General features: G+C 75.4%; 15 protein-coding genes. 7 read left to right on the forward strand and 8 right to left on the reverse strand.

The genetic code is table 11. From position 1 onward, the window contains the following. The first annotated feature begins 12 nt into the window (after window positions 1-12). Entirely contained in the window at window positions 13-1,233 is a 1,221-nt protein-coding gene (locus tag ACIF6F_RS26345; RefSeq protein ID WP_399951327.1) for a cytochrome P450, read from the forward strand. Window positions 1,234-1,302: 69 nt separating this feature from the next. On the opposite strand, the gene ACIF6F_RS26350 is transcribed toward ACIF6F_RS26345, so the two are convergent. Further along, window positions 1,303-1,548, reverse strand: a complete 246-nt coding sequence (locus tag ACIF6F_RS26350; RefSeq protein ID WP_399951329.1) for a hypothetical protein — start codon at window positions 1,546-1,548, stop codon at window positions 1,303-1,305. A 120-nt stretch (window positions 1,549-1,668) separates the two neighbouring features. After that, the gene (locus ACIF6F_RS26355) at window positions 1,669-3,255 is read right to left on the reverse strand and encodes an FAD-binding oxidoreductase (protein ID WP_399951332.1); all 1,587 of its coding nucleotides are present in this window, start codon (window positions 3,253-3,255) and stop codon (window positions 1,669-1,671) included. 361 nt (window positions 3,256-3,616) lie between these two features. On the opposite strand from ACIF6F_RS26355, the gene ACIF6F_RS26360 reads away from it, so the two are divergent. Together ACIF6F_RS26360 and ACIF6F_RS26365 are read left to right on the forward strand one after the other, a co-directional pair. Next, complete coding sequence (locus tag ACIF6F_RS26360; protein ID WP_399951335.1) at window positions 3,617-5,014, forward strand: APC family permease; 1,398 nt, start codon at window positions 3,617-3,619, stop codon at window positions 5,012-5,014. A gap of 126 nt (window positions 5,015-5,140) precedes the next feature. Next, the gene (locus ACIF6F_RS26365) at window positions 5,141-5,758 is read left to right on the forward strand and encodes a class I SAM-dependent methyltransferase (RefSeq protein WP_399951338.1); all 618 of its coding nucleotides are present in this window, start codon (window positions 5,141-5,143) and stop codon (window positions 5,756-5,758) included. A 33-nt stretch (window positions 5,759-5,791) separates the two neighbouring features. Here ACIF6F_RS26365 and ACIF6F_RS26370 read toward each other — a convergent pair whose 3' ends face one another. Then, window positions 5,792-6,679 carry a squalene/phytoene synthase family protein gene (locus tag ACIF6F_RS26370; protein ID WP_399951341.1) on the reverse strand — a complete coding sequence of 296 codons (888 nt, stop codon included), beginning with the start codon at window positions 6,677-6,679 and terminating at the stop codon, window positions 5,792-5,794. 186 nt (window positions 6,680-6,865) lie between these two features. Continuing rightward, the gene (locus ACIF6F_RS26375; protein ID WP_399951344.1) at window positions 6,866-9,052 is read right to left on the reverse strand and encodes a M4 family metallopeptidase; all 2,187 of its coding nucleotides are present in this window, start codon (window positions 9,050-9,052) and stop codon (window positions 6,866-6,868) included. Window positions 9,053-9,184: 132 nt separating this feature from the next. Here ACIF6F_RS26375 and ACIF6F_RS26380 point away from each other — a divergent pair, with 132 nt between their 5' ends. Then, on the forward strand, window positions 9,185-10,165 hold the full coding sequence (locus tag ACIF6F_RS26380; RefSeq protein ID WP_399951347.1) for a LysR family transcriptional regulator: 981 nt from the start codon (window positions 9,185-9,187) through the stop codon (window positions 10,163-10,165). Window positions 10,166-10,261: 96 nt separating this feature from the next. Further along, the gene (locus ACIF6F_RS26385) at window positions 10,262-11,974 is read left to right on the forward strand and encodes a serine/threonine-protein kinase (RefSeq protein WP_399951350.1); all 1,713 of its coding nucleotides are present in this window, start codon (window positions 10,262-10,264) and stop codon (window positions 11,972-11,974) included. Between the two features lie 59 nt (window positions 11,975-12,033). On the opposite strand, the gene ACIF6F_RS26390 is transcribed toward ACIF6F_RS26385, so the two are convergent. After that, the gene (locus ACIF6F_RS26390; protein WP_399951353.1) at window positions 12,034-12,708 is read right to left on the reverse strand and encodes an HAD family hydrolase; all 675 of its coding nucleotides are present in this window, start codon (window positions 12,706-12,708) and stop codon (window positions 12,034-12,036) included. A 67-nt stretch (window positions 12,709-12,775) separates the two neighbouring features. On the opposite strand from ACIF6F_RS26390, the gene ACIF6F_RS26395 reads away from it, so the two are divergent. Further along, the gene (locus ACIF6F_RS26395; protein WP_399951356.1) at window positions 12,776-14,035 is read left to right on the forward strand and encodes an MFS transporter; all 1,260 of its coding nucleotides are present in this window, start codon (window positions 12,776-12,778) and stop codon (window positions 14,033-14,035) included. Window positions 14,036-14,054: 19 nt separating this feature from the next. Here the strand turns inward: ACIF6F_RS26395 and ACIF6F_RS26400 are convergent, their stop codons facing one another. The 3 genes from ACIF6F_RS26400 to ACIF6F_RS26410 form a co-directional block, all read right to left on the reverse strand. Continuing rightward, complete coding sequence (locus ACIF6F_RS26400; protein WP_399951396.1) at window positions 14,055-14,585, reverse strand: DinB family protein; 531 nt, start codon at window positions 14,583-14,585, stop codon at window positions 14,055-14,057. Between the two features lie 167 nt (window positions 14,586-14,752). After that, window positions 14,753-18,538 carry an NB-ARC domain-containing protein gene (locus ACIF6F_RS26405; protein WP_399951399.1) on the reverse strand — a complete coding sequence of 1,262 codons (3,786 nt, stop codon included), beginning with the start codon at window positions 18,536-18,538 and terminating at the stop codon, window positions 14,753-14,755. Beyond that, window positions 18,496-19,266, reverse strand: coding sequence for an alpha/beta fold hydrolase (locus ACIF6F_RS26410; RefSeq protein WP_399951359.1), 771 nt, complete (start codon window positions 19,264-19,266; stop codon window positions 18,496-18,498). Before ACIF6F_RS26410 ends, ACIF6F_RS26405 begins: the two co-directional genes overlap by 43 nt. A gap of 286 nt (window positions 19,267-19,552) precedes the next feature. Here ACIF6F_RS26410 and ACIF6F_RS26415 point away from each other — a divergent pair, with 286 nt between their 5' ends. Further along, the gene (locus ACIF6F_RS26415; protein WP_399951362.1) at window positions 19,553-21,112 is read left to right on the forward strand and encodes an alpha/beta hydrolase; all 1,560 of its coding nucleotides are present in this window, start codon (window positions 19,553-19,555) and stop codon (window positions 21,110-21,112) included. Window positions 21,113-21,203: the final 91 nt, after the last annotated feature.

The raw sequence follows: 21,203 nt of genomic DNA on the forward strand, positions 1-21,203 counted from the left end.
ATGAGGAACCACGTGATCGACCTCGATGGACAAGTCGCCCTGACCACGGAGCTCTTCGGTGACCCCGAGGCCCTGTTCGGCACGCTCGGCGGGCGCGGCCCGGTCCACCGCGTCGCCCTGCCGGACGGCATGCCCGCCTGGCTGGTGACCGGCCACCGGGAGGTGCGGGAGGCCCTCTCGGACCCCCGCCTCGTCCGCGGGGCGCACGCCGCCGCCCCCGAACTCAGGCAGTACCTCGGCATGTACAGCGACGAGTTCGTGCTCACCCAGCACATGATGCTGAGCGACCCGCCGGACCACACCCGGATGCGCAAGGTGGTCGCCAAGGCCTTCACCCCCCGCCGGGTCGAACTGCTGCGCCCCCGCGTCCAGGAGATCACCGACGGGCTGCTCGACGCCGTCCTGCCCGCAGGCCGGGCCGACCTCGTCGAGGCCCTGGCGCTCCCGCTGCCGATCGCGGTGATCTGCGAGATGCTCGGCGTCCCGTTCGGCGACCGGGACGAGTTCGGCCGCCACGCCGAGGTGATCACCGGCATGAACGCCTCCTCGGGGCCCGGTGAACTCGCCGCCGCGGGGCAGTGGTTCAACGCGTACCTCAGCGAGCTGATCGCCCGCCGCCGCACCGAGCCCGGCGACGACATGATCTCCGGGATGCTGGAGGCCCAGCGGCACGGCGACACGCTCTCCGACCTGGAGATGCGCTCCAACGTGTTCATCCTGCTGGTCGGCGGCTTCGAGACCTCCGTGAACCTCATCGCCAACGGCGTCCTGGCCCTGCTCCGCCACCCCGAGGCCCTGGAGCGGCTCCGCTCGGACGAGAGCCTGCTGCCCGGCGCCGTCGAGGAGCTGATGCGCTTCGACAGCCCGGTCTCCACGGTCACCTACCGCTTCGCCACCGAACCGCTCACCATCGGAGGGGCCGACATCCGGCCCGGCGACCACGTCGCGGTCTCCATCGCGGCCGCCAACCACGACCCGGCCAAGTTCACCGATCCGGGCAGGCTGGACATCACCCGCCGGACCAACGGCCACCTCGCCTTCAGCCACGGCATCCACTTCTGCCTCGGCGCCCCGCTGGCCCGGCTGGAGGGCGAGATCGCGCTCCGCGAGGTGCTGCGCCGGCTGCCCGGCCTCGGCCTCGCGGAACCGGCCGAATCCCTCACCTGGAAGCAGAACTTCATCGTGCACCGCCTGGACCGGCTCCCGGTCACCTTCACCCCCGGGCCCGCGTAGGCCCCGGCCCGCACAGGCCCGGGCCGGCACCACCGCGGCCGCGAGGCCGCTCCCGGAGCCGGGCCCCGCTCAGAACCCCGGGAGCGGCTCCGGGGCCGGCTCCGCGGAGGCGTCGGTGCCCGGCAGCGGCAACTGGTGCAGCAGCCGGTCCGCTTCCACCGCGCGCAGCGAGGCACTGCAGCTCACCAGCGCGCCCGTGGCGTCGCGCTGCATTCCGGGGTGGTCGTGGCGGGCGGCCTTCCACTGCCCGACGCCGACCGGCATCGCGGCGACGTTCCGCCCGCAGGCGGGACACTGGACACGCGGCATCTTCATCCCCTCAGGATGGCGCATCCCGCCGACACCACGGCCGGCCGCCCTCCCGCCCTCCCCGCCTCCCCGCCTCCCGGCCGCCCCCGCCGGCGCCGGCCGTCCGGCCCGGGAGGTGGCGGCCCGTCAGACCGCGTGCGGAAAGCGGAACAGCCGGTCCGGGTCGTAGCGCCGCCTGACCTCCTCCAGGCGGGGCAGTGCCGGCCCGTAGTAGGCCCCGCGCCAGTCCGGCAGCCACGGGTCGGCGTAGTTCTGGTACGCCCGCCCGCTCGCCCAGGGCCGCAGCCGCGACCACAGCTCCCGCAGCCACCCCTCGTGCCGGGCGACCTCGGCGGGCGTGGCACTGCCGGGCCACAGGGCCAGGTACTGGGCCAGCAGCTCCTCGCCCCGGTGCACGAAGGCGGTGTCGCCGACGGCCACCCGGTTCAGGGCCCCGCCGCACACCCCGTCCAGCTGGACGACGCCCCGCCCGCCCGGCGGCACCGCCGCCGGGTAGCCGGCTACCGCGTCGAGCAGCACGTCCACCGCGGCCTCCGACAGCCCGCCCGCGCGCCAGAAGTCCGAGCGCGCCGCGTACGTCTCGCGCTCCAGGCTCCCGCGCGGATCCTGGCCCGGCAGCCCGCCGGGCAGGTGGCACTGCGGCACCGTGCGTTCCCCGCACCCCGCCATGACGCGCATCGTCTCCTCGTACCCCCGCACCACGAAGTGGCGGTCGCGCGGCTCCGATCCGGCGAGCGCCTCCAGCCGGTCCAGCAGGCGCTCCGTCTCGCCCGCGCCGTCCAGGCACACCACGCGCACGGCCGGCCCCGGCGTGCTCCCGTCCGGCCCGGCCCCGTACAGCTCCACCTGGCTCCAGTACGGGTCCGGCAGCTCCGCCAGCCACCGCCGCCAGCCCAGCACCAGCGCCTTCGCGTCCCGCCACGCCCAGTTCAGCTCCGCGAAGGCGCAGTCGGCCATCGCGTGGGTGCGGAAGCGGAACTCGGTGACCACGCCGAAGTTCCCGCCGCCCCCGCCGCGCAGGGCCCAGAACAGGTCCGGCTCGTGGCCGGCGTCCACGTCCCGCACCACCCCGTCGGGGGTGACGATCCGGGCTCCGGTGAGCCGGTCGCAGGTCGCCCCGTACGCCCGGCCGGACACGCCCAGCCCGCCGCCCAGCGTGAGCCCGGCGATCCCGACGGACGGGCACAGCCCGGTGGGCAGCGCCGCCCCGACCGCCCCCAGCCGGGCGTGTACGTCGGCCAGCCGGGCTCCGGCACCGATCCGGGCGCTGCCGGCGCCCGGCGTGACCCGCGCCAGCGCTCCCACGTCGAGCACCAGGCCGGGGCCGGTCGACCAGCCCGGGTAGCTGTGCCCGCCGCTCCGGGGCACGACGGGCAGGCCCTGGCGGCGCGCGAAGTCCAGGCACGCCGCCACGTCGGCCTCGTGCGCCGGGTAGGCGACGGCGGAGGGGGCGGTCCCGTCGTGCCGCGGCTGGTACAGGCGCTTCGCGGCGGGGTAGTCCGGGTCCCCGGGCAGCACCAGCCGCCCGTCGAGCCCCCGGGCCAGCGCGGCGAGGTCGGCGTCCCGGCGCCCGGCGCCCCCGGCCCTCCCGCGGCCGCCGGGCCCCTGAGCCGGGCCGCCGGGCTTCCGGTGCCCGGCCGCCTCCGCCCGGCCCGGCACGGCGAAGGAGGCGAACAGGGACGCGGCCAGCAGCCGCCGCCGGTGAAGGGTCATACCGCCCACTACGCCGCGTACCGGCCCCCGGCCCGCCGCGGCACGCCGCCGCCCCGCCGATCTCCGCCCGGCCGGCCCCGGCAGTCCGGGGCCTACCGCCGGTAAAGGCCGGGGAAATTCCTGTCGGCCGCCCTGCGCTTCCCGCACCCGGAGTTTTCGTTGCCTTGACGCGTCCTTGACGCGGATCCATGCGTCCGGACCCACCCCGCACAACGGAATCCGCATCCCTGCGGCCATTGACCGGTGCCCACCCGGAGGCTTCCATTCCTCCCCGGGAGCACCGGCACCCCCATCACCAGCCGCCCCGGAGGCGATACCGCTCCCGCCCCAGAGACACCGCAAGCCGATCGGAACCCGCCTGATGACCGACACCCTCAGCGCCCCGCACGCGCTGGCCCCCGCCACCGGCCCCACCCCGCAGAAGCTCAAGCGTTCCATCGGCGTCGTGGGCGGCACGCTGCTCACGCTCTCGTGCGTGACGCCCGCCTCGACCCTCTTCGTCGTCGTCCCGGACCTGTTCTCCGGCCTGGGCACCTTCACGGCCCTCACCATCGCCATCGGCTCGCTGCTCTGTATCGGCGTGGCGTTCTGCTACTCAGAGCTGGGCACCCTGATCCCCAGCGCGGGCGGCGAGTACGCCATGGTGTCGACCCTCGCCGGCCGCCTCGCGGGCTGGCTGGTCTTCGTGCTCTCGCTGCTCGTGGTGATGATCGTGCCGCCCGTGATCGCGATGGGCACCGCCGACTACCTCGCCCCGGTCGTGCACGTCCCCGCCGCGCTCGCCGGCGCCGGCGTCATGCTGCTCGCCACCCTCGCGGGCCTGCTCGACCTGCGCGCCAACGCCTGGATCACCGGCGTCTTCCTGGTGCTGGAGGTGGTGGCCGCCGCCGTGGTCGCCGTACTCGGCTTCGCACACTCCGAGCGCGGCACGGACGCCCTCACGCACGGCCAGGTGGCCGCCGAAGGCGGCGGCCACTCCGCCGTCACCGCGGGACTCGTGATCTCCGGCCTGGCCATCGCCCTGTTCATCACCCAGGGCTTCTCCACCGCCGTCTACCTCTCCGAGGAGCTGGAGAACCCCCGCCGCAACGTGGCACGCACCGTGCTCGCCACCCTCGCCATCTCCACCGCCGTGATCCTGGTCCCGGTCATCGCGATCACCGTCGGCGCCCCCGACCTGGAGACCCTGACCAGCGGCGACATCAGCGGCATGGTCACCGCCTGGTCCAACTCCGCGGTCGGCACCTTCGTCAGCCTCTGCGTGGCCCTGGCCATCGTCAACGCGGGCATCGTGATGGTCATCCAGAACTCCCGCGTGCTCTTCGCCTCCGCCCGCGACAAGGCCTGGCCCGACCCGGTGAACAACGCCCTCTCCCGTCTCGGCCGGTTCGGCTCCCCGTGGGTCGCCACCCTCGTCGTCGGCGTCCCCGGCGCGGCCCTCTGCTTCGTCAACCTCGACACCCTCTACGGCGTGACCGGCGTCTCCGTCACCGGCATGTACCTCCTGGTCGCGGTCGCCGCCCTGTTCAGCCGCCGGGGCGCGCACGGCGGGACCCGCGCCTGGCGGATGCCGCTCTGGCCCGCCGTGCCCGCGGTGCTCATCGCCGTCCTCGGCTACGTCCTCGTCCAGCAGGACACCGCGTACCTGCTCTGGACCGGCGGCATCACCGCCGCGGCCACCCTCTACTGGGCGCTCTACCTCCGCCCGCGCCAGGACTCGCGCTGGCTGGTCAGCCTCCCGGAGGACGCCGGTCACTGACCGGGACGGGAGCGTCCGTACGACGGGGCCGGGGGCGGCCGGGACGACGCCCCCGGCCCCCGCGCGTGCCCCATCCCCCGGTGCCATGCTGGGAGGAGACAGAGGCCGGGGGACCGGGAGGCCGCGATGGGCTGGTACGGCGACCACGTGGTGCCGCGGATCATCGACGCCGCCTGCGGCGCGAAGACCGCACCCCCGCTGCGCCGCCGGGTCTGCGCGGGCCTGGCCGGCGAGGTCGTGGAGATCGGCTTCGGCTCGGGCCACAACGTGCCCTTCTACCCGTCCGAGGTCACCTCGGTCGACGCCGTCGAGCCCTCCGACACCGGCTGGCGGCTGGCCGCCGACCGGATCAGGGCCTCGTCCGTGCCGGTCCGCCGCGGCGGCCGGGACGCGCAGTACCTGCCGTACGAGGACGACCGCTTCGACGCCGCGCTGTCCACCTGGACCCTGTGCACCGTGCCGGACCCCGGTGCCGCGCTGGCCGAGCTGCGGCGGGTGCTGCGGCCCGGCGCGAGCCTCCACTTCGTCGAGCACGGACTGGCTCCCGACGAGGACGTGCGCCGCTGGCAGCGCCGCCTCGAACCGCTCAACAAGCGGCTCCTGGGCGGCTGCCACCTCACCCGCCGGACCGTGCCGCTCCTCACCGCCGCCGGCTTCACCATCCGCGAGGTGGACTTCTTCTACGAGGAGGCCGCACCCAGGTTCCTGGCCGCGGACGCCCTGGGTGTCGCGCTGTCCCCCTGACGCGATCGTCCCCGCGCGGGCCCCCGCCCGGGTTCAGGACGTACGCCGCGCCCGCAGCAGGATGCGCAGCGGGGCCACCACCCCGTACCCGACGTCGCGGCGCAGCGCGCCCGGCCCCGCCTGCTCCACGGCCGCGAGCTGGTGGGCCATCAGCTCCCGCATCGCGCGCCCCACCCGGCGCAGCCCCGGGACGGCCAGGTCCACGACGTCCGCCGAGGCGGCCAGCGCGGTCCTGGCCCGCGCGCACTCGTCCGCCAGCAGCGCCCGTACCGCGGGACCGTCCGCGCCACGGGCCAGCGCGGCCCGGTCCAGGCCGTGTGCCGCGACCCGGTCCGCCGGCAGGCAGAGCCGGCCCTCCGCCAGGTCGCCGGCCAGGTCGGCCAGGAAGTCCACCCGCTGGGCGGCGTCCACGAACCGGCGCCAGGCGGCGGCCTGTTCGGCGTCCGGCCCGCCCCGGTACTGGACGCCCGTGAACACGACGATGCCCGGGAAGCCGTAGTCGTCGAGGTACGCCTGGAAGTCCGCCTCGCCGGCGAAGCCGGTGAACGCCGCCTCGGCGGAGGCCGCCCCCGCGAGGAAGCGTTCCACCCACTCCGCGGGCAGTCCCCGCTCGGCCACCGCGTGCGCGTAGGCCCGCAGCACCGGGTCCGCCGAGCGGCCCGAGTCCAGCACCTCGCGGGTGCGCTCGGTGAGGTCCTTCAGGGCCTCGGCGGAGCCGCTCTCGGCGGTGTCGTCGACCAGGTTCATGAAGGCCAGCCCGGCCGTCAGGTACGGCACCAGCGCGGGCTCCGTGAGCAGCCGCAGGGCCAGGTACGGAGCCTGCTCGCGCCGCACCACCCGGCGCGCGGCGGCGGTGTAGTCGGCCCGCACCGCCGGGCCGGCGAGCCCGGCGTCGTCCATGGTGCCGCGCCAGCTGCGCACGATCCTCGTCCCCTCCGACGGCGTATTCGGGCCCCCCACCGTAATCGACGCGCCGCACGTACGACCGGGCGCCCCCGCCCCCGCCCATGCGCCTGATGCCCGGTGCCCCCGCCCGTACGGCAGGGCGCCCCCGGCCGGATCCCGGCCGGGGGCGCCCCTCCCCCTTGCAAGCGCCGTCTCGGTCGGTTACGGCGCGCTCAGACCCAGCGTGTACGAGCCGGAACCGCTGTACGCATGGACCACGTACCGGTAGTAGCCCGCCGTGCCGGTGTAGGTGATGTCCTCGTCGGCGCCCTCACTGCCGGAGACCGCCACGTCGGCCCAGCCCGACCCGTTCCACTTCTGGAGGTAGAGGTCGAAGTCCGTGCCGGCCGGCCCGCGCAGGCAGCCCACGTGGGTGCCCGAGGTGGCCGAGTAGTAGTAGGAGCCGTTGGGCTGTGCCTGGGCCCGGCCCTGGCTCAGCGCGCCCTGGTAGGTGTTCTCGGCGTCCTCGCAGCCCCCCGGCTGCGGGGTGCTGCCGACGGTCAGGGTGTAGGTCACGGTGTGCTGCGTGGAGCCGGTGCCCTTGACCGTGATCGGGTACGTGCCGTTGGCGCTCCCTGCGGCGACCGCCACCGTCATCGTGGAGGAGTTGCCCGAGGTCACGGACGAGGGGCTGAAGGACACGGTCACGCCCGAGGGCGCGCCGCTCGCGGAGAGCTGCACGGTCTGCGCGCTGCCCCCGGTCGTGGTGGTGGAGACCGTGGAGGTCGCCGAGGCACCGGGCTGGACCGAGCCGGTCGCCGGGTTCAGGGCCAGCGAGAAGTCCGGGTTCTGGGTGCCGCCGCAGTCCGTCTCACCGGACTGGGCCGGCACCCGGATCGCGTCCCAGGCGGCCTTGACCGCCAGGCACTCGGTGCTGCCGTAGGTGTTCTTGGCGCTGGCGAGGGTCGCCTTGCGGGCGGCCAGGTGGTTCCAGGACGAGGTCTTGCTGAGCAGGGCGCCCATGAAGATCTTGCCGGCCTTCTGGATGCCGATGCCCGTCACGGAGGAGGGGCCGCCGGAACATATGGGGCTGGCGGGCTTGCCGCCGCCCGGGTTGGAGCCTTCGGCCAGCAGGTAGAACCAGTGGTTCTGCGGACCGGCCGCCGCGTGCACCTCGGTGTTGGAGGTCAGCTGGTTGTAGCAGTTGGGGTCGTTGTTGTGCAGCGACGGGTTGTACATGTACCGGATGGGCTTGTTGTCGCCGAGGAAGTTGAGCTTCTCGCCGACGGTGTAGTCCGGGGTGTCGTTGGGGTTGTTGGCGAAGTGCTCGGTCAGCGCGCCGAAGATGTCGCCGGTGGACTCGTTGAGGCCGCCGTTCTCGTTGCTGTTGCCGGCGCTGCCCGGGGTCTTGTCGAAGATCTCGTGGCCGTACTCGTGGGCGACGACGTCGATGCCGGTGAGCTGGTTGGTGCCGTTCTGGTTGCGGCCGTACGTGGTCTTGCTGCCGTCGTAGTAGGCGTTGACCTCGGTCAGGCCGGCGCGGGCCGGGACCATGCCGCCCTGACCGTTGATGCCGTTGTAGCCGAACCACTGCTTGAGCATGTCGGACTCGCGCTGGGCCGCGTACATGATGTCGACGCAGGCGGTCACCAGGTCGTTCGCGCCGCCGTTGCCCCACGGGGAGGAGCCGGTGTACGCGCTGCCGTTCTGGCCGCCGCACCGGAAGCCCGAGCGGTTGGGGTCGGTCATCGAGGAGGCGGCGGTGTCGATGGTGACGTTGCCGTTGTGGTAGCCGCGGCCGTCGGCGTGCGAGACCTTCTCGGTGGCGCGGGCGATGGCGCCGGTGCGCGCGTCGACGTACGTGTCGAGCACGCTCGGGGCGTTCTTCGCGGTCCGGCCGGAGACCCGGGTGTGCCAGGTCAGCAGCGCCCTGCCGTCCTTGAGGAGGACGGTCAGCGCGGGCCTGGTGGCCGATTCGGTCCGGGCGAGCTGCCTGCGGGCGGTGGCGGTGGCCGCCGCGGCGGAGACGGTGGCCTTTGTGCCGGTCCTGATGGCGGGGGCCGGGGCGGCGGCGACGTTCCTTACCCTGCCGGTGCTGTCGGTGAGGACCACGGCGTCGCCGCCGACCACCGGCAGGCCGCGGTAGGTACGCTGGTACCCGGCGTAGTAGAGGCCGTTGGCCCAGGGGGTCACGGAGGTGCGGACGAGTTCCTCGTCGGCACCGTGGCGCAGGGCGTCCAGGCCGCTGTCCGCGGCGCGGTCGGCGGCGGCGAGGGCGAGCGACTTGCCGTGCTGGGGAGGCACGGGCTGCTGCTTGGGCGTGGCTGACGCCGTGCCGGTGAGGGCGCCCGCGAGGCTCGCGGAAAGCGCCATCGCGGCGATGGCCGCCGTCAGTCTGGTGCGGTGCACGTCCACTCCGTTCGTGGGGGGAGTCTGCGGTCGCCGCCGAGTATGGGCGTGGACATGACCGGATAGGGACATCCCGCACGGCATAACACCGGAGTTATGGTGCGCCGCCCGCAGGCTGCGTACGCTGCTGAAATGCAGCTGGAATTGAGGCATCTTCAGGCCGTCTGCCGGATAGCGGAAGCGGGCAGTCTGGGCCGTGCCGCCGCCCGGCTCGGGGTCTCCCAGCCCGCTCTCTCGGCCCAGTTGCGCCGGATCGAGCGGGTGGCCGGCGGCGACCTGTTCGTGCGCGGCCGGCACGGCGTGGAACCCACCGCGCTGGGGCAGTTCGTCCTGGACAAGGCCCGCCGGGTGCTCAACGAGATGGACGAACTCGCCGCGGGCGCCCGTGCCGCCGCCCCCGGCACCCCGCTGCGCCTGGGCTGCATCCTGCTCGTGCTGCTCGACGGGCTGCTGGAGGAGATCGACCTGGCCCTGGCGGGTCAGGAGGTCACCGTCGACCTGGAGGACTCGGTGACCGCGCTCGCCCGGCTGCTGGGCGCCGGCCGGTACGACGCGATCCTGTACGGCGAGGTCAACGACCACGAGGTGCCGCTGCCCGAGGGTGTGCTGGCCAGGACGCTGGTCTCCCGCGAGCCGTTCTGCGTACGGATGTCCGCCGGGCACCGCCTCGCCGCCCGGGAGAGCGTCGAACTGGCCGACCTGGCGGGGGAGTCGTGGATGACGCTGGTCGAGGACGACGACGGCGGACCGGAGGCACTGGTCGCGGCGTGCGCGAAGGCCGGGTTCACGCCGTCGCTGCGGTACCGCATCACCGACCGCAAGATGCACTACGACCTGATCGCGGCGGGCCGGGCCGTCTCCCTCAGCCAGCCGTCCGCGCCCTCGGCCGAGGGCACGGTGATGCGCCCGCTCGTCGGGGCCCCGGTCACCGGCCGCATCCGGCTGGCCTGGAACCGCTCGGCGGTCTCCTCGGCCCAGGCGGACCTGCTGTACCGCGCGGCGGCCCGCGCGTACCTCGCCAACGTCGACAACAACGCCTTCCACCGGGCCTGGTGGGACGCGCACCCGGAGGCCCACCCACCGCTGGACGCGGGCGAGCCCGTCGCGCCCTGAGCCCGGCCCGAGAGGCGCGATGATGGTCCGGACAGGACCGTCGTGCTGTGCCTATACTCGCGCCGTCGTGCGGAACGGTGCGCAACGGGGGGCGAGTTGAACGGCTGGTTCGTCGCGGAGGGTCCTGCCGTCACGGGCGGCGAGTGGGTCGGCGTGGCACTCACGATCACGGGCTGCGCGCTGGCCGTCCGGCTGGTGTCGCTGCCCCTGCTGCTCCGCACCCAACGGGCGTTCCGACAGCGGGAGGCGGCGGCCTCCTCCGGGACCCCGGTGGCCGCCGCACCGGACTGGGCGCTCCCCTTCCTGGAGGGCCTGCTGCTCCTTGCCGGCGCCGGGGTGCTGACGGCGCTGCTGCCCCACACCCGGTGGCCCGTCGACCTGCGGGGCGCGTCGGTCGCCCTGTGGCCCGAGAACCCGCTCGACCTGGGCACCGTGGCCGCCGAGATCGCGAACGACCACGTCTCGCTGTACACGAACTTCGCCGGCGCCGGGGTGGCCGGGGCGGCGCTGACCGTGCTGCTGTGGTTCCTGACGCGGCGCAACCTGCTCACCCGCGGAATGCCGGCCGGGGCCTGGGCCTCGCCACGCACCCGGGTACGGGTGGTGTGCGGCTTCCTCGGGTCCGCCGCCGCGCTGGTGGTCGTGACGCCGGTGGGGCTCGTGTTCGCGGCCCTGGCCTTCCAGGCCGTCGCCTTCGGTGCGAGCCTGCGGCACCGGGCCCCGGACACCGTCGGGGCGCTGCCTCCGGCACCGGAGCGCGGGCCGGCGGTGCCGGCCCGGGCGGCGCCCGTACCGTCCGTGGTGCCGGCCGGCGTGCCGCCCGTACCGGGGTACGCCGCGCCGACGTCCCCGGTGCCGGACCGCCACCCGGGCGCCGGCGACGCGGCGGCCGGGGAGCAGCCGGCCGGGCACCGGGAGCTCCACCCGTACGAGCCGCGCGCGATCGGCGAGTACCGGCTGCTCGGCAGGATCGGGTCCGGCGGCATGGGCACGGTGTACCTCGCCCGCCGTGAGGGCTCCGCCACCCGGGTCGCCCTCAAGACGCTCAACCCCGAACTCCTGGGAAACCCCGAGCTGCTGAGCCGCTTCGCCCGCGAGGCCGAGGTGCTTGCCATGGTCTCCGGTGCGTACACCGCCCGCGTCCTCGACACCGGGGTGGCCGAGGGCCGCCCCTACCTGGCCATGGAACTCCTCGACGGCCGCCCGCTCGACGCCCGGCTGCGCGAGGAGGGACCGGTCCGCTCGCCGGAGGCGCTCCGCGCTCTCGCCCTCGCCCTGGCGACGGCCCTCGACGCGGTCCACCGGCTGGGCCTGGTCCACCGGGACCTCAAGCCCGCCAACATCATGCTGACCAGCGCGGGTCCGCGGCTGCTCGACTTCGGCATCGCCGCCCTCGTGGACGGTACGCGGCTGACGCGCACCGGTGCCTCGCCGGGCACGCTCACCTACATGGCGCCGGAACAGTTCGACGGGCCCCCGGCCGGCCCGGCCGCAGACGTGTGGGCCTGGGCCTGCTGCGTGGTGGCCGCCGCGCACGGCGAGAGCCCGTTCGCCGGCACGGGCATCGGAGCGGTGTACCGGCGCATCACCGAGACCGGGCCGGACCCGGCCGCGACCGCCGCGGTCCGCGCCCTGGCACCGGCCCTCGCCGACGTCGTCCAGCGCGCCCTCGACACCGACCCCGCCCGCCGCCCGGCCGACGGAGCGGCGCTCCTCGCCCTGCTCGCCCCCGGCCCGGGCCACACCACGCCCGATCCGGGAGCGGTCCGCGAGGAGATCACCCGCGGCTGGCGCACGTTTTCCCCGTGACCGCCGCGGTCGCCGCCCTGAGCGTCCGCACCTCGCCCGCGCGGCGTCCGGCCCCGGCCTCAGCAGGGCGCGCCGCGCGCGATGAACGCGGCGATGTCGGGCGCGGCCTCGCGCAGCGTGCGGTAGTGCCGGTGGGCGCCGCCCTCCGGCGGCTCGGGGGTGTTGACCGCCCACACCGCCATCCCGGCCCGCAGGCCCGCGGTGATCCCGGACGGCGCGTCCTCGACCACCAGGCAGTGCGCGGGCTCGGCGCCCAGCAGCGCCGCCGCCCGCAGGTAGGGCACCGGGGAGGGCTTGCCCTCCTCGACCGCGGCCGCGTCCACCACCAGTCCGGGAGCGGGCAGTCCGGTCCGCGCGAACCGTCCGCGCACCCGGTGCTCGTAGTTGGAGGTCACCAGCGCCCAGGACCCGGCGGGCAGCGCGCGCAGCAGGCCGGCGGCGCCCTCGTACGCCCCGTACTCCCCGGTGCGGACGTCCTCGTCCTCCAGGGCGTGCAGCTCGGCGAGGCACGCCGCCGGGTCCAGCCCCGGCGCGACCTCCGCGAAGGTCTCCAGGGGCCGCGTCCGCAGCGCGGTCCGGTACACGGCGTCGGGGTCCAGTCCGTGGCCGGCGGCCCAGGAGTGCCAGACCCGCCGCTGGTTGTCCAGGGCGTCGACGAGGGTGCCGTCCACGTCGAAGAGTACGTACCGGGCGGGGGCGGTGGGAGGAGTGCGGGGGTGGCGTGCGTCGGACATGATGATGATCATGCCATCGGCCGGTGTGGCCGCGGCAGGCCCCGCGGCCGTTGTTAGCCTGCCCTCCATGATCGAGGACAGTACGCCGGGCTGGACGGGCCGGATCGGCCGGATGGCGGGGGACAGCGGGCCGGAGCGCGTGCTGGTCGCCGCCAGTTTCGTCAACCGGGTCGGCAACGGCCTCTTCAACGCGGCGTCGGCCCTCTACTTCACCCTGGTCGTGGGCCTGCCCGCGGTGCAGGTCGGCGCCGCACTGACCATCGCCGGCCTGATCGGCCTGTGCGCGGGGATACCCGGCGGGCACCTCGCCGACCGGCGGGGCGCCCGCGCGGTGATGATGGCGGCCCTCGCGGTCCAGGCGGTGGCCATGGCGGCCCTCGTCCTCGTCGACAGCTGGGCCGCGCTCACGGCGATCGCGACGGTCGACCAGATCGCCGCGGCGGTCGGCGGGGCCGCCTGGGGCGCACTCGTGGTCCGGGTCGGGGGCGACCGCCCGGCCCTGTTCCGCGCGAAGCTCCGCACCTTCGTCAACCTGGGCGTCGTCCTCGGAACGGTGGGGGCCGGGCTCGCCCTGGCGGCGGACACCCGCGGTGCCTACGTCGCGCTGGTCCTGGGCAACGCGGCGAGCTTCGCCCTGTGCGGGGCGCTGCTGCTCCTGCTGCCCCGCTATCCGGTGCCGGCGGCGCCGCCCCGGCAGCAGCGCTGGATCGCCTTCGCGGACCGTCCGTTCCTGGCGTTCACCGCCCTGTACGGGGCCATGGGACTCCAGTACCCCGTGGTCTCCCTGCTGTTGCCGATCTGGATCTCCGAGCACACCGAGGCGCCGCGCTGGACCGTGGCCGTGCTCTTCGCCGTCAACTCCGCCTTCTGCGTGCTGATGCAGACCAGGATCGGCTCGCGCATCGAAACCCCGCAGGAGGGCGGCCGGGCGTTCCGCACCGCGGGGCTGCTCTTCCTCGTCAGCTGCCCGATGATGGCCTTGGCGGCGCACACCCCGGTCCTGGCGGCCGCGGGACTGGTCCTGGCGGCGGTCTTCGTCCACAGCCTGGGCGAGGTCTGGGAGTCCTCGGCGGGCTTCGCCCTGGGCTTCGGGCTGGCCCCCGACCACGCCCAGGGCCAGTACCAGGGCGTCCTCGGCCTCGGCTTCGGCGCGGGCCAGGCCCTCGCCCCCGCGATCCTCACCACGGTGGTCCTGGGCCTCGGCACGGCGGGCTGGCTGCTGCTGGCGGCGTTCTTCGCGGCGCTGGGGGCGGCCGGCCCGGCCCTGGCCCGCTGGGGTGAACGGGCCCGGCCGCAGCCGCGCGTCGCCGCGGAAGCGGCCGGCTGACCGGGCTGCCGGTCCGCCGCTACTGCCCGACCCGTCCGTCGATCAGCTCCCGCAGGAAGTCGGCGTGGCCGTTGTGCCGGGCGTACTCCTCGATCATGTGCACCAGCACCTCGCGCAGGCTGACCGGCTCGTCGCCGCCCGCGCCCGTCAGGTCCAGGTCCGGGGCCTCCCCGACGAGCCGCTCCGCGAAGGCGACCTCGGCCCGCCAGGTCTCCCAGGCCTCCGCCACGGCCGCGGGGTCGGCGGTCACGCCCTCGAACTCCGAGCCCAGCTCGCCGGTCGGCCGGAAGTGCCGCCCGGCGACCTCCTCGCCGGCCATCACCTGCCGGAACCAGTACTGCTCGACTCCGGCCAGGTGCCGCACCAGCCCCAGCAGCGACAGGTTCGAGGGCGGCACCGAACGCCGCGCCAGCGCCTCCGCGTCCAGGCCCGCGCACTTCAGCTCCAGCGTCAGCCGCTGGTCGCGCAGGTACGTCGTCAGCACCTGCCGCTCGGTGGCCCCGGGGCCCGCGCCGTCGGTGCGCGGGTCGTCCTCGGGCCGTACGAACATGTTGGACCAGGCGAAGTTCCTCTCCCGGGACGGCGGTACGGGGTGTGCGGGGCGCGCTGCGGCTTCGGACATGCCCGGGAGCCTCACCCCGCACGGGGTGCCGGCGCAACCGGATTTCGGGGCCGGACGCCCGCCGGCTGCGGGCCGCCGCGGACCGCCTCGGGATCCTAGGGCTCGAACGCGTAGACGTGCGGGCCCCATTGACCGACCGCGACGACGGTCCGGCTGTCCGGGGTCCAGTCGCACCCGGTGAGCGGACCCTCCGTGCGCAGCAGCGCCGCGGTCAGGCCGGACACCGTGTCCCACACGCGCAGCGCGCCGTCGTCGGCGGTGCTCGCGAGCCAGGCGCCGTCGGGGGAGGCGGCCAGCGCAAGCACCGTCCCGGTGTGGCCGCGCAGCCGGGTGTCCGTACCGCCGCGCCACCGCCGTACGTCCGGTCCGTCACCGCACGCGAGCCACGACCCGTCGGGGGCGAGGACCAGCGGCCCGGGCCGGTGGCCGAAGCCGCGGTACTCCGTGCACCGCCCGGTCTCCCGGTCCCGCACGCGCACCACGCCGTCGCCGTCGGCGGTGGCGTACCGGCTGCCGTCGCGCGAGAAGGCGGCGGCGAACGCCGCCTCGGGGCGGCGGGGTTCGTGGGTGCGCACCTCGGTGCTGCCGTCGCGGAACGTGCCGGGGAGATGGGCAGGCGTGCCGGCCCGGTGGTTGCGCAGGCCGGTGCCGGTCCGCAGGTCGAAGAGTCGTACGGTGCCCTGCTGGTCGGCCGCCACGAGCCAGTGGCCGTCTCCCGACAGGGCACAGGCGGACACGCGGTGCGGCAGTTCCAGGAGGGATCCGGCCACCGACACGACGCCGTACGAGTCCATCGAGACCGGGGCGCCGCCGGGTGCGACCGCCAGCCAGGTCTCGCTGCCGTGGTGCCTGGGGTGGTATTCGGAGCCGCCCCTGACCAGGTGCCAGATGCGCACCGTGCCGCGGTGCCGGTCGGCGGTGAGGAAGCGCGTTCCGTCGGCCTCCACGGCCACGAGGCCCAGCGGCTCCGACCGCTCGGCGCCGGAGTCCCGGCCGACGCGGGGCCGTTCGGCGCCGGGGTCCCGGCCGACGCGGGGCCGTTCGGCGCCCCGCTGCCGGGGCGCGCCCGGGCCGCCGGCCCGTCGCCCCCGCAGAGCCTCCCACCCGGTGGCCTCCGGCGTACCGGCGCCCCCGTTGTCCGGCGCGTCCCAGATCCGTACCGCCCCGTCGCCGCCCGCGCTGGCGAGCCACTCCCCGTCCGGGGCCACGGCCAGAGCGTTCACCTGCCCGGCATGGGCGCGCAGTTCGGTACGTACGCTTCGGTCGCGTGTACGGTCCGCCGCGCCCGTGCCGTCCCGCGTACCGCCCCCCGCCCCCGCGCCGTCCTGCCGTGCCCAGAAGCGGACCGCGCCGTCCTGGCCGCCGGAGGCCAGCCAGCGCCCGTGCGGCCCGGCGGCCAGGGCGAGGACGGGCCCCTCGTGGCCGCCCGGGTGCCGCTCACGGCCGGCGAGGTCGCAGCCTTCGAGCTCCGTACGTCCGGTCTCCGCTCCCACGAACAGCACCGACGGCGCGCCGGCCGTCGGGCCGGGAGCCGCCGGGGCACCCGCCGCCGGTTCCGTCCGGCCGCTCCGGGGCACGACCGCCACCCTGGTCCAGGTGGTGGTGTGGCGCCGGTACCGGGGCCCCACCTCGCTGAGCGTCCCGCCGTCCCACCGCCGGGTCCTGCCCCCCAGGTGCGTGGTGGCCAGCAGGCTCCCGTCGGGCGCGGCCGCGAACCCCACCACGTCCTCGTCCGCCTCCAGACGGCCCGTGTTCCGCCGGGTCGCGAGGTCCCAGAGCGTCACCACCCGCTGGCCGGCGTCGAGCACGGCCAGCCACACCTCGCCGTTGCCCCGCGGCACCGCCGCGAGGGTCCGTACCGGACCGCCGCCCGGTACCGGCCGCACGCCCCGCACCAGCGGCCCCTCCCGCTCCACGTACCAGAGCAGCACCGCCCCGTACTCGTCGCCGGCCGCCAGCCAGGTGCCGTCCGGAGCGACCGCGAGCGCCGTGAGCGGATGCCGGTGTGCGCGCCGGTCCTTCTCCCGGCCGCTGCGCGCGTCCCAGCGGCGTACGGTGCCGTCGCGGCCTACCGACGCCAGCCACTGCCCGTCGGGGGACACCACCAGGTCAGTCACCCCGCCGTCGTGCCCCAGCAGCGTGCGCCGCAGGGCGGGTTCGGGGAGGTCCGGCGGATCCCACCGGTTGCCCAGCCGCGGCCGGGGCACCAGGGGTTCGCGCGCCGCGACCTGCGGACCCCAGTGGGGGAGCGGCGCGAGCCGGCTGTGCAGCACCTGGATCAGCGCCCCGGCCGGCTCCGTGGGCGTCAGCAGATGGGCGACCCGGGTGATGTCCCGGGCCAGCGCCGCGGCGGACGCGGTGGGGATCCGGTCCAGGTCGGCCCAGGGCGCGGTGGGACCCCGGCGGAGGAGCCGGGACTCCACCCACCGCAGGTCCCCGGCGAGCGCCTCCGCGCCGGCGGTCCGGCCGGCCCCCAGCAGGTGCTCGACCAGGTGGTCGTGCAGGTAGCCGTCGGGCAGGTCCCAGGGGGCGGGGCGCGGCCGGTCCCGCGCGGAGCCGGCCGGTTCCCGGGCGGGCGCGGTTCCTGCCGCCTCCCGGGAGGTTGCGGCTCCGGGCGCGCCGGCGAGCACGCCGTCCGCCCCCGACGCCGCCTGCCCGTCCCCCGCCGCATCGACCAGCAGCCCGTGCAGCGCGCGGAGTTCGGACGCGCCCAGCTCGCTGCGCAGGTAGTCCCGCAGCACGTCGTGGAGGGTGATCCGGCCCCCGCGCTCCGGGCCGAGGGCCACCAGCGACAGGGCGTCCAGCTGCGCGCACAGCGCCCGTACGGCCTCCTCGTCCAGGCCGCCGGTGGTCGCCCAGAGCCGGGCGACCAGCGGCACGGGTACGGCCTCGTCCTCGGCGAACACGGCCAGCTCGGCCAGTCGCCGGGCGCCGCCCGCCGGCAGCAGGGTCGTGGCGGCCTCCACGGTGGCCCGTACCGCCTGGGCCCGGCGGGCCGGATCGTCGAGGTCGAGCGGCGTGTCGCGCGGCCCGGCGGGACCGTCCACCGCGGCCGGCCCGCGGTCGCGCAGGGCCCGCAGCACGGCCCGGGCCACGCCGGCCGGTTCGCCCCCGGTTGCGATCCGGCGGGCGATCAGCCGGTTGGTCAGCCGCAGCAGCAGTGCCCAGCGGCCGGTGGCGTGCAGCAGGCCCGTCACGGTCTCCGGGGGCAGCGGCGGCAGCCCGTGGGTGAGCACGGCACGGGCCTGTGCGCGGGACATCTCGTCCACCCGCACGCGCTGCGTCCCCGGCGGCAGCACGGCCGGCACGCGGGTGGTGACCAGACGGACGCAGGGGGCCCCGCCGAGCAGGAACGGTTCGAGCTGCTCGGGCTCCCACACGTCGTCGAGGACCAGCAGGGTGCGCGGCCGCTGGTCGAGCAGCCGGCCCAGATGGGCGCCGGCCAGCGCCGGGTCGTCGAAGGCGGTGGTGTCGCCGGTGATGAAGCGGGTGACCTCGGCGACCTTCGCCGCCACGGCCGCCCGTCCCCGGACGTCCCGGCCGATGGTCACCGTGTAGACCCGGCCCCGGAAGTGCCGGCGCACCCGGCCGCTGGCGCGGACGACGGTGGCGAGCGTGGTCTTGCCGAAGCCGCCCGCGCCGTCGAGGGAGGTGGTGATGCCGACGGTACGGCGATCGGCGCGCCCCCGTCGGCGCGCGCCCCGGCGGTGCCGGCGGCACACCGCGGCCACCGCGCGGGAGCCCTCCCTGCGGTCCACCACCCATTCGGGTACGGCGGGCGGCGCGGGAGGAGGCGGGTCGCCGGCGGGTGCCGCCCCGCCGTCCCCGCGTACGGCCGTCACGACCGCGACGAGGACGGCGAGCAGTGCCAGCGCGCCCACCGAGGCCCAGGAGTGCCGGCGCAGCAGGTCCAGCGGGCCGGGCCAACGGTCCGCGGACGTCGCGGCGTTGGCGGCCAGGGAGGCGAGCACGGCCAGCACCGCGCCCAGGACCGCCAGCGTCGTGGTCTTTCCGGCGCCCCGCATCGCACACCCCCGGGCCGTGTCCTGGTGCCTTGCGGTGGATCACGATAGCGACGCCGGGGGCGGGGTGCGGGCGGGCCGCCTCGGCTGCACAGGCGTGCGATGTGCTCCAGTTCGTCGGCGAGTTCGGCGGGGTCGCGCGGCCCGATGTGGGGCGCGGCGAGGGACCGTACGCGGAACCGGTTGCCCGGCGTGGTCTCGTCCGCCTCCCGGATCATCAGGTCCTGGAGGGCGGGCAGGATGCTGCGGTCCTCGGTGAAGCGGAGGTACGTGCGCGGTACCCGGCCCCAGGAGCCGGGCAGCCCCCGGGCGTCGGCGGCGCCGATGGCAGCCGACTCGTCCGGCTCCAGCACGGTGAGCAGGGCCCGGACCTCTTCGAACGCCGAGGCGTACCGCGTCGGGCAGAAGGCCGAGGCGTAGACGAGGTGGGCGATCAGGCCGGGGATCCGGTTGGCGACCGCGTTGAGGGTGACGCCGCCCAGGCTCTGCCCCACGAGCACGACCGGGCCGTTGCGGTGGGCCCGCCTGACGGCCCCTTCGACGTGGTCGGAAGTGTGCCCGGCGAGCCCGGGGAACACCCCCGTCACGTATGCGAGCGCGGCCCGCACACGGAAAGGCCCCGTCCCCGGATGACGGGGGGCGGGGCCTTTCACCACTTCGCTGACCAGCCGGATCAACGAGGCGGGGGCGGCGGGGTCACGGATGGGTGCGCGGATCCTGCCCACACGTCAGGAATCGGCTGGATCGCGGCGGTTGGCCGAATCCCCGCTCCACCGTGAGGAGTACACGGCCCGACCCCTCGGGATGATTCGCGCTGCCCGGTTCATGACAGAGGGTGGGCTCGTCCACACATCTCCGAAAGGAACGGCTTTCGTGCGCATGCGACGATTCGCACCGCTGCTCGCCGCGGGCCTCTTCGCCACGGCCATCCCCGCGCTCGCCCCCGCGCAGGCCTCGGCCGCCACCACGCCCGAGTACCTCCGGCAGAAGCCCGCCTGGCACCGCTGCGACTCCTCACAGCCCGCCGCCTTCCAGTGCGCGACCGTCAAGGTGCCGCTCGACTACCGGCACCCCGAGGGCCGCAAGATCGACCTGGCCATCTCGCGGCTGAAGACCTCCACCCCGTCCAAGCGCCACGGCGTGCTGCTGCTCAACCCCGGCGGTCCCGGCGGCCCGGGCCTCGACCTGCCGCTGATGATGCGGGCCGAGCTGCCGAAGAAGGTCGCCGAGAAGTACGACCTCATCGGGTTCGACCCCCGCGGCGTCGGCCTCAGCACCCCGGTCACCTGCGGCCTGACCGACGCCGAGCAGAACTGGCTGCGCCCGTACAAGCGCGAGACCTTCGCCGCCGACGTCGCCCGGTCCAAGTCGGTGGCGGCCAAGTGCCGTGCCAGGGCGGGCGACCTGCTGCCGCACATCACCACCCGCAACACCGCCCGCGACATGGACACGATCCGCGTGCTGCTGGGCGAGAAGAAGATCAGCTACGTCGGCTACTCGTACGGCACCTACCTGGGCGCCGTCTACAGCCAGATGTTCCCGGCCCGCACCGACCGCTTCGTCCTGGACAGCGGCGTGGACCCGGCGCGCGCCTGGCGCGGCATGATCCAGGTCTGGGCCTCTGGCACGGAGCCGGCGTTCACCCGCTGGACCAAGTGGACGGCGCAGCGCAGCACCCGGTACAAGCTGGGCGGCACGCCGGCCGCGGTCCGCAAGACCTTCTACGGTCTGGTCGCCCGCGCCGACCGCACGCCGATCGAGATCGACGGCATGAAGCTGACGGGCGACGACATCCGCTCGGCCCGCGCGGTGTTCTTCAGCGTCAGGGACGCGGCCGAGTTCGTCTCCGCCCTGCAGCAGGCCGCCGACGGCTCCCGGCAGGTCCGGCTGCCCGCCGGCGTGCTCCCGGAGCAGCAGCCCGCAGCCGACCGCCCCGCCGCGGGCGTGCCGGAGGACAACGGCACCGCGGCCTTCTGGAGCGTGCTGTGCGGCGACACGGCAGCCTGGCCGCGTGACCCGGAGCAGTACCGCCGGGACGCCGTCCGCGACAAGGCGCGCTACCCGCTGTACGGCGACTTCGCCTCCAACATCATGCCGTGCGCCTTCTGGAAGAAGCCGGTGGAGGCCGCCACGCCCATGACGGTCAAGGCGCCGGTCCTCACCGTGCAGAACGAGTGGGACTCGCAGACCCCGCTGGCCAGCGGCAAGGGCCTGCACCGCGCCCTCAAGGGCTCGCGCATGATCCTCGCCGAGGGCGGTGTCGGCCACGGCGTGTACCTCTTCGACCGCGCCTCCTGCGCCAACGCCCCGGTCACCTCCTACCTGGTGACGGGCAAGCTCCCGGCGCGCGACATCACCTGCCGCACGACCGGTGACGGCAGCGCCCGCGTGGACGCGCCGCTGCCGAAGCCGCAGCCGTTCCCCGCGTTCTAGTGACCTGGTTTGGAGATCCTGTCGCAGTAGCGGCAGATGCGGTCGAGGATCTGGTCGGCGGTCTTGGTCCACTTGAAGGGCCTGGCCTGGT

Origin of the sequence: Streptomyces sp. NPDC086023, from assembly GCF_044540325.1 — a bacterium.
GTDB lineage: Bacteria > Actinomycetota > Actinomycetes > Streptomycetales > Streptomycetaceae > Streptomyces.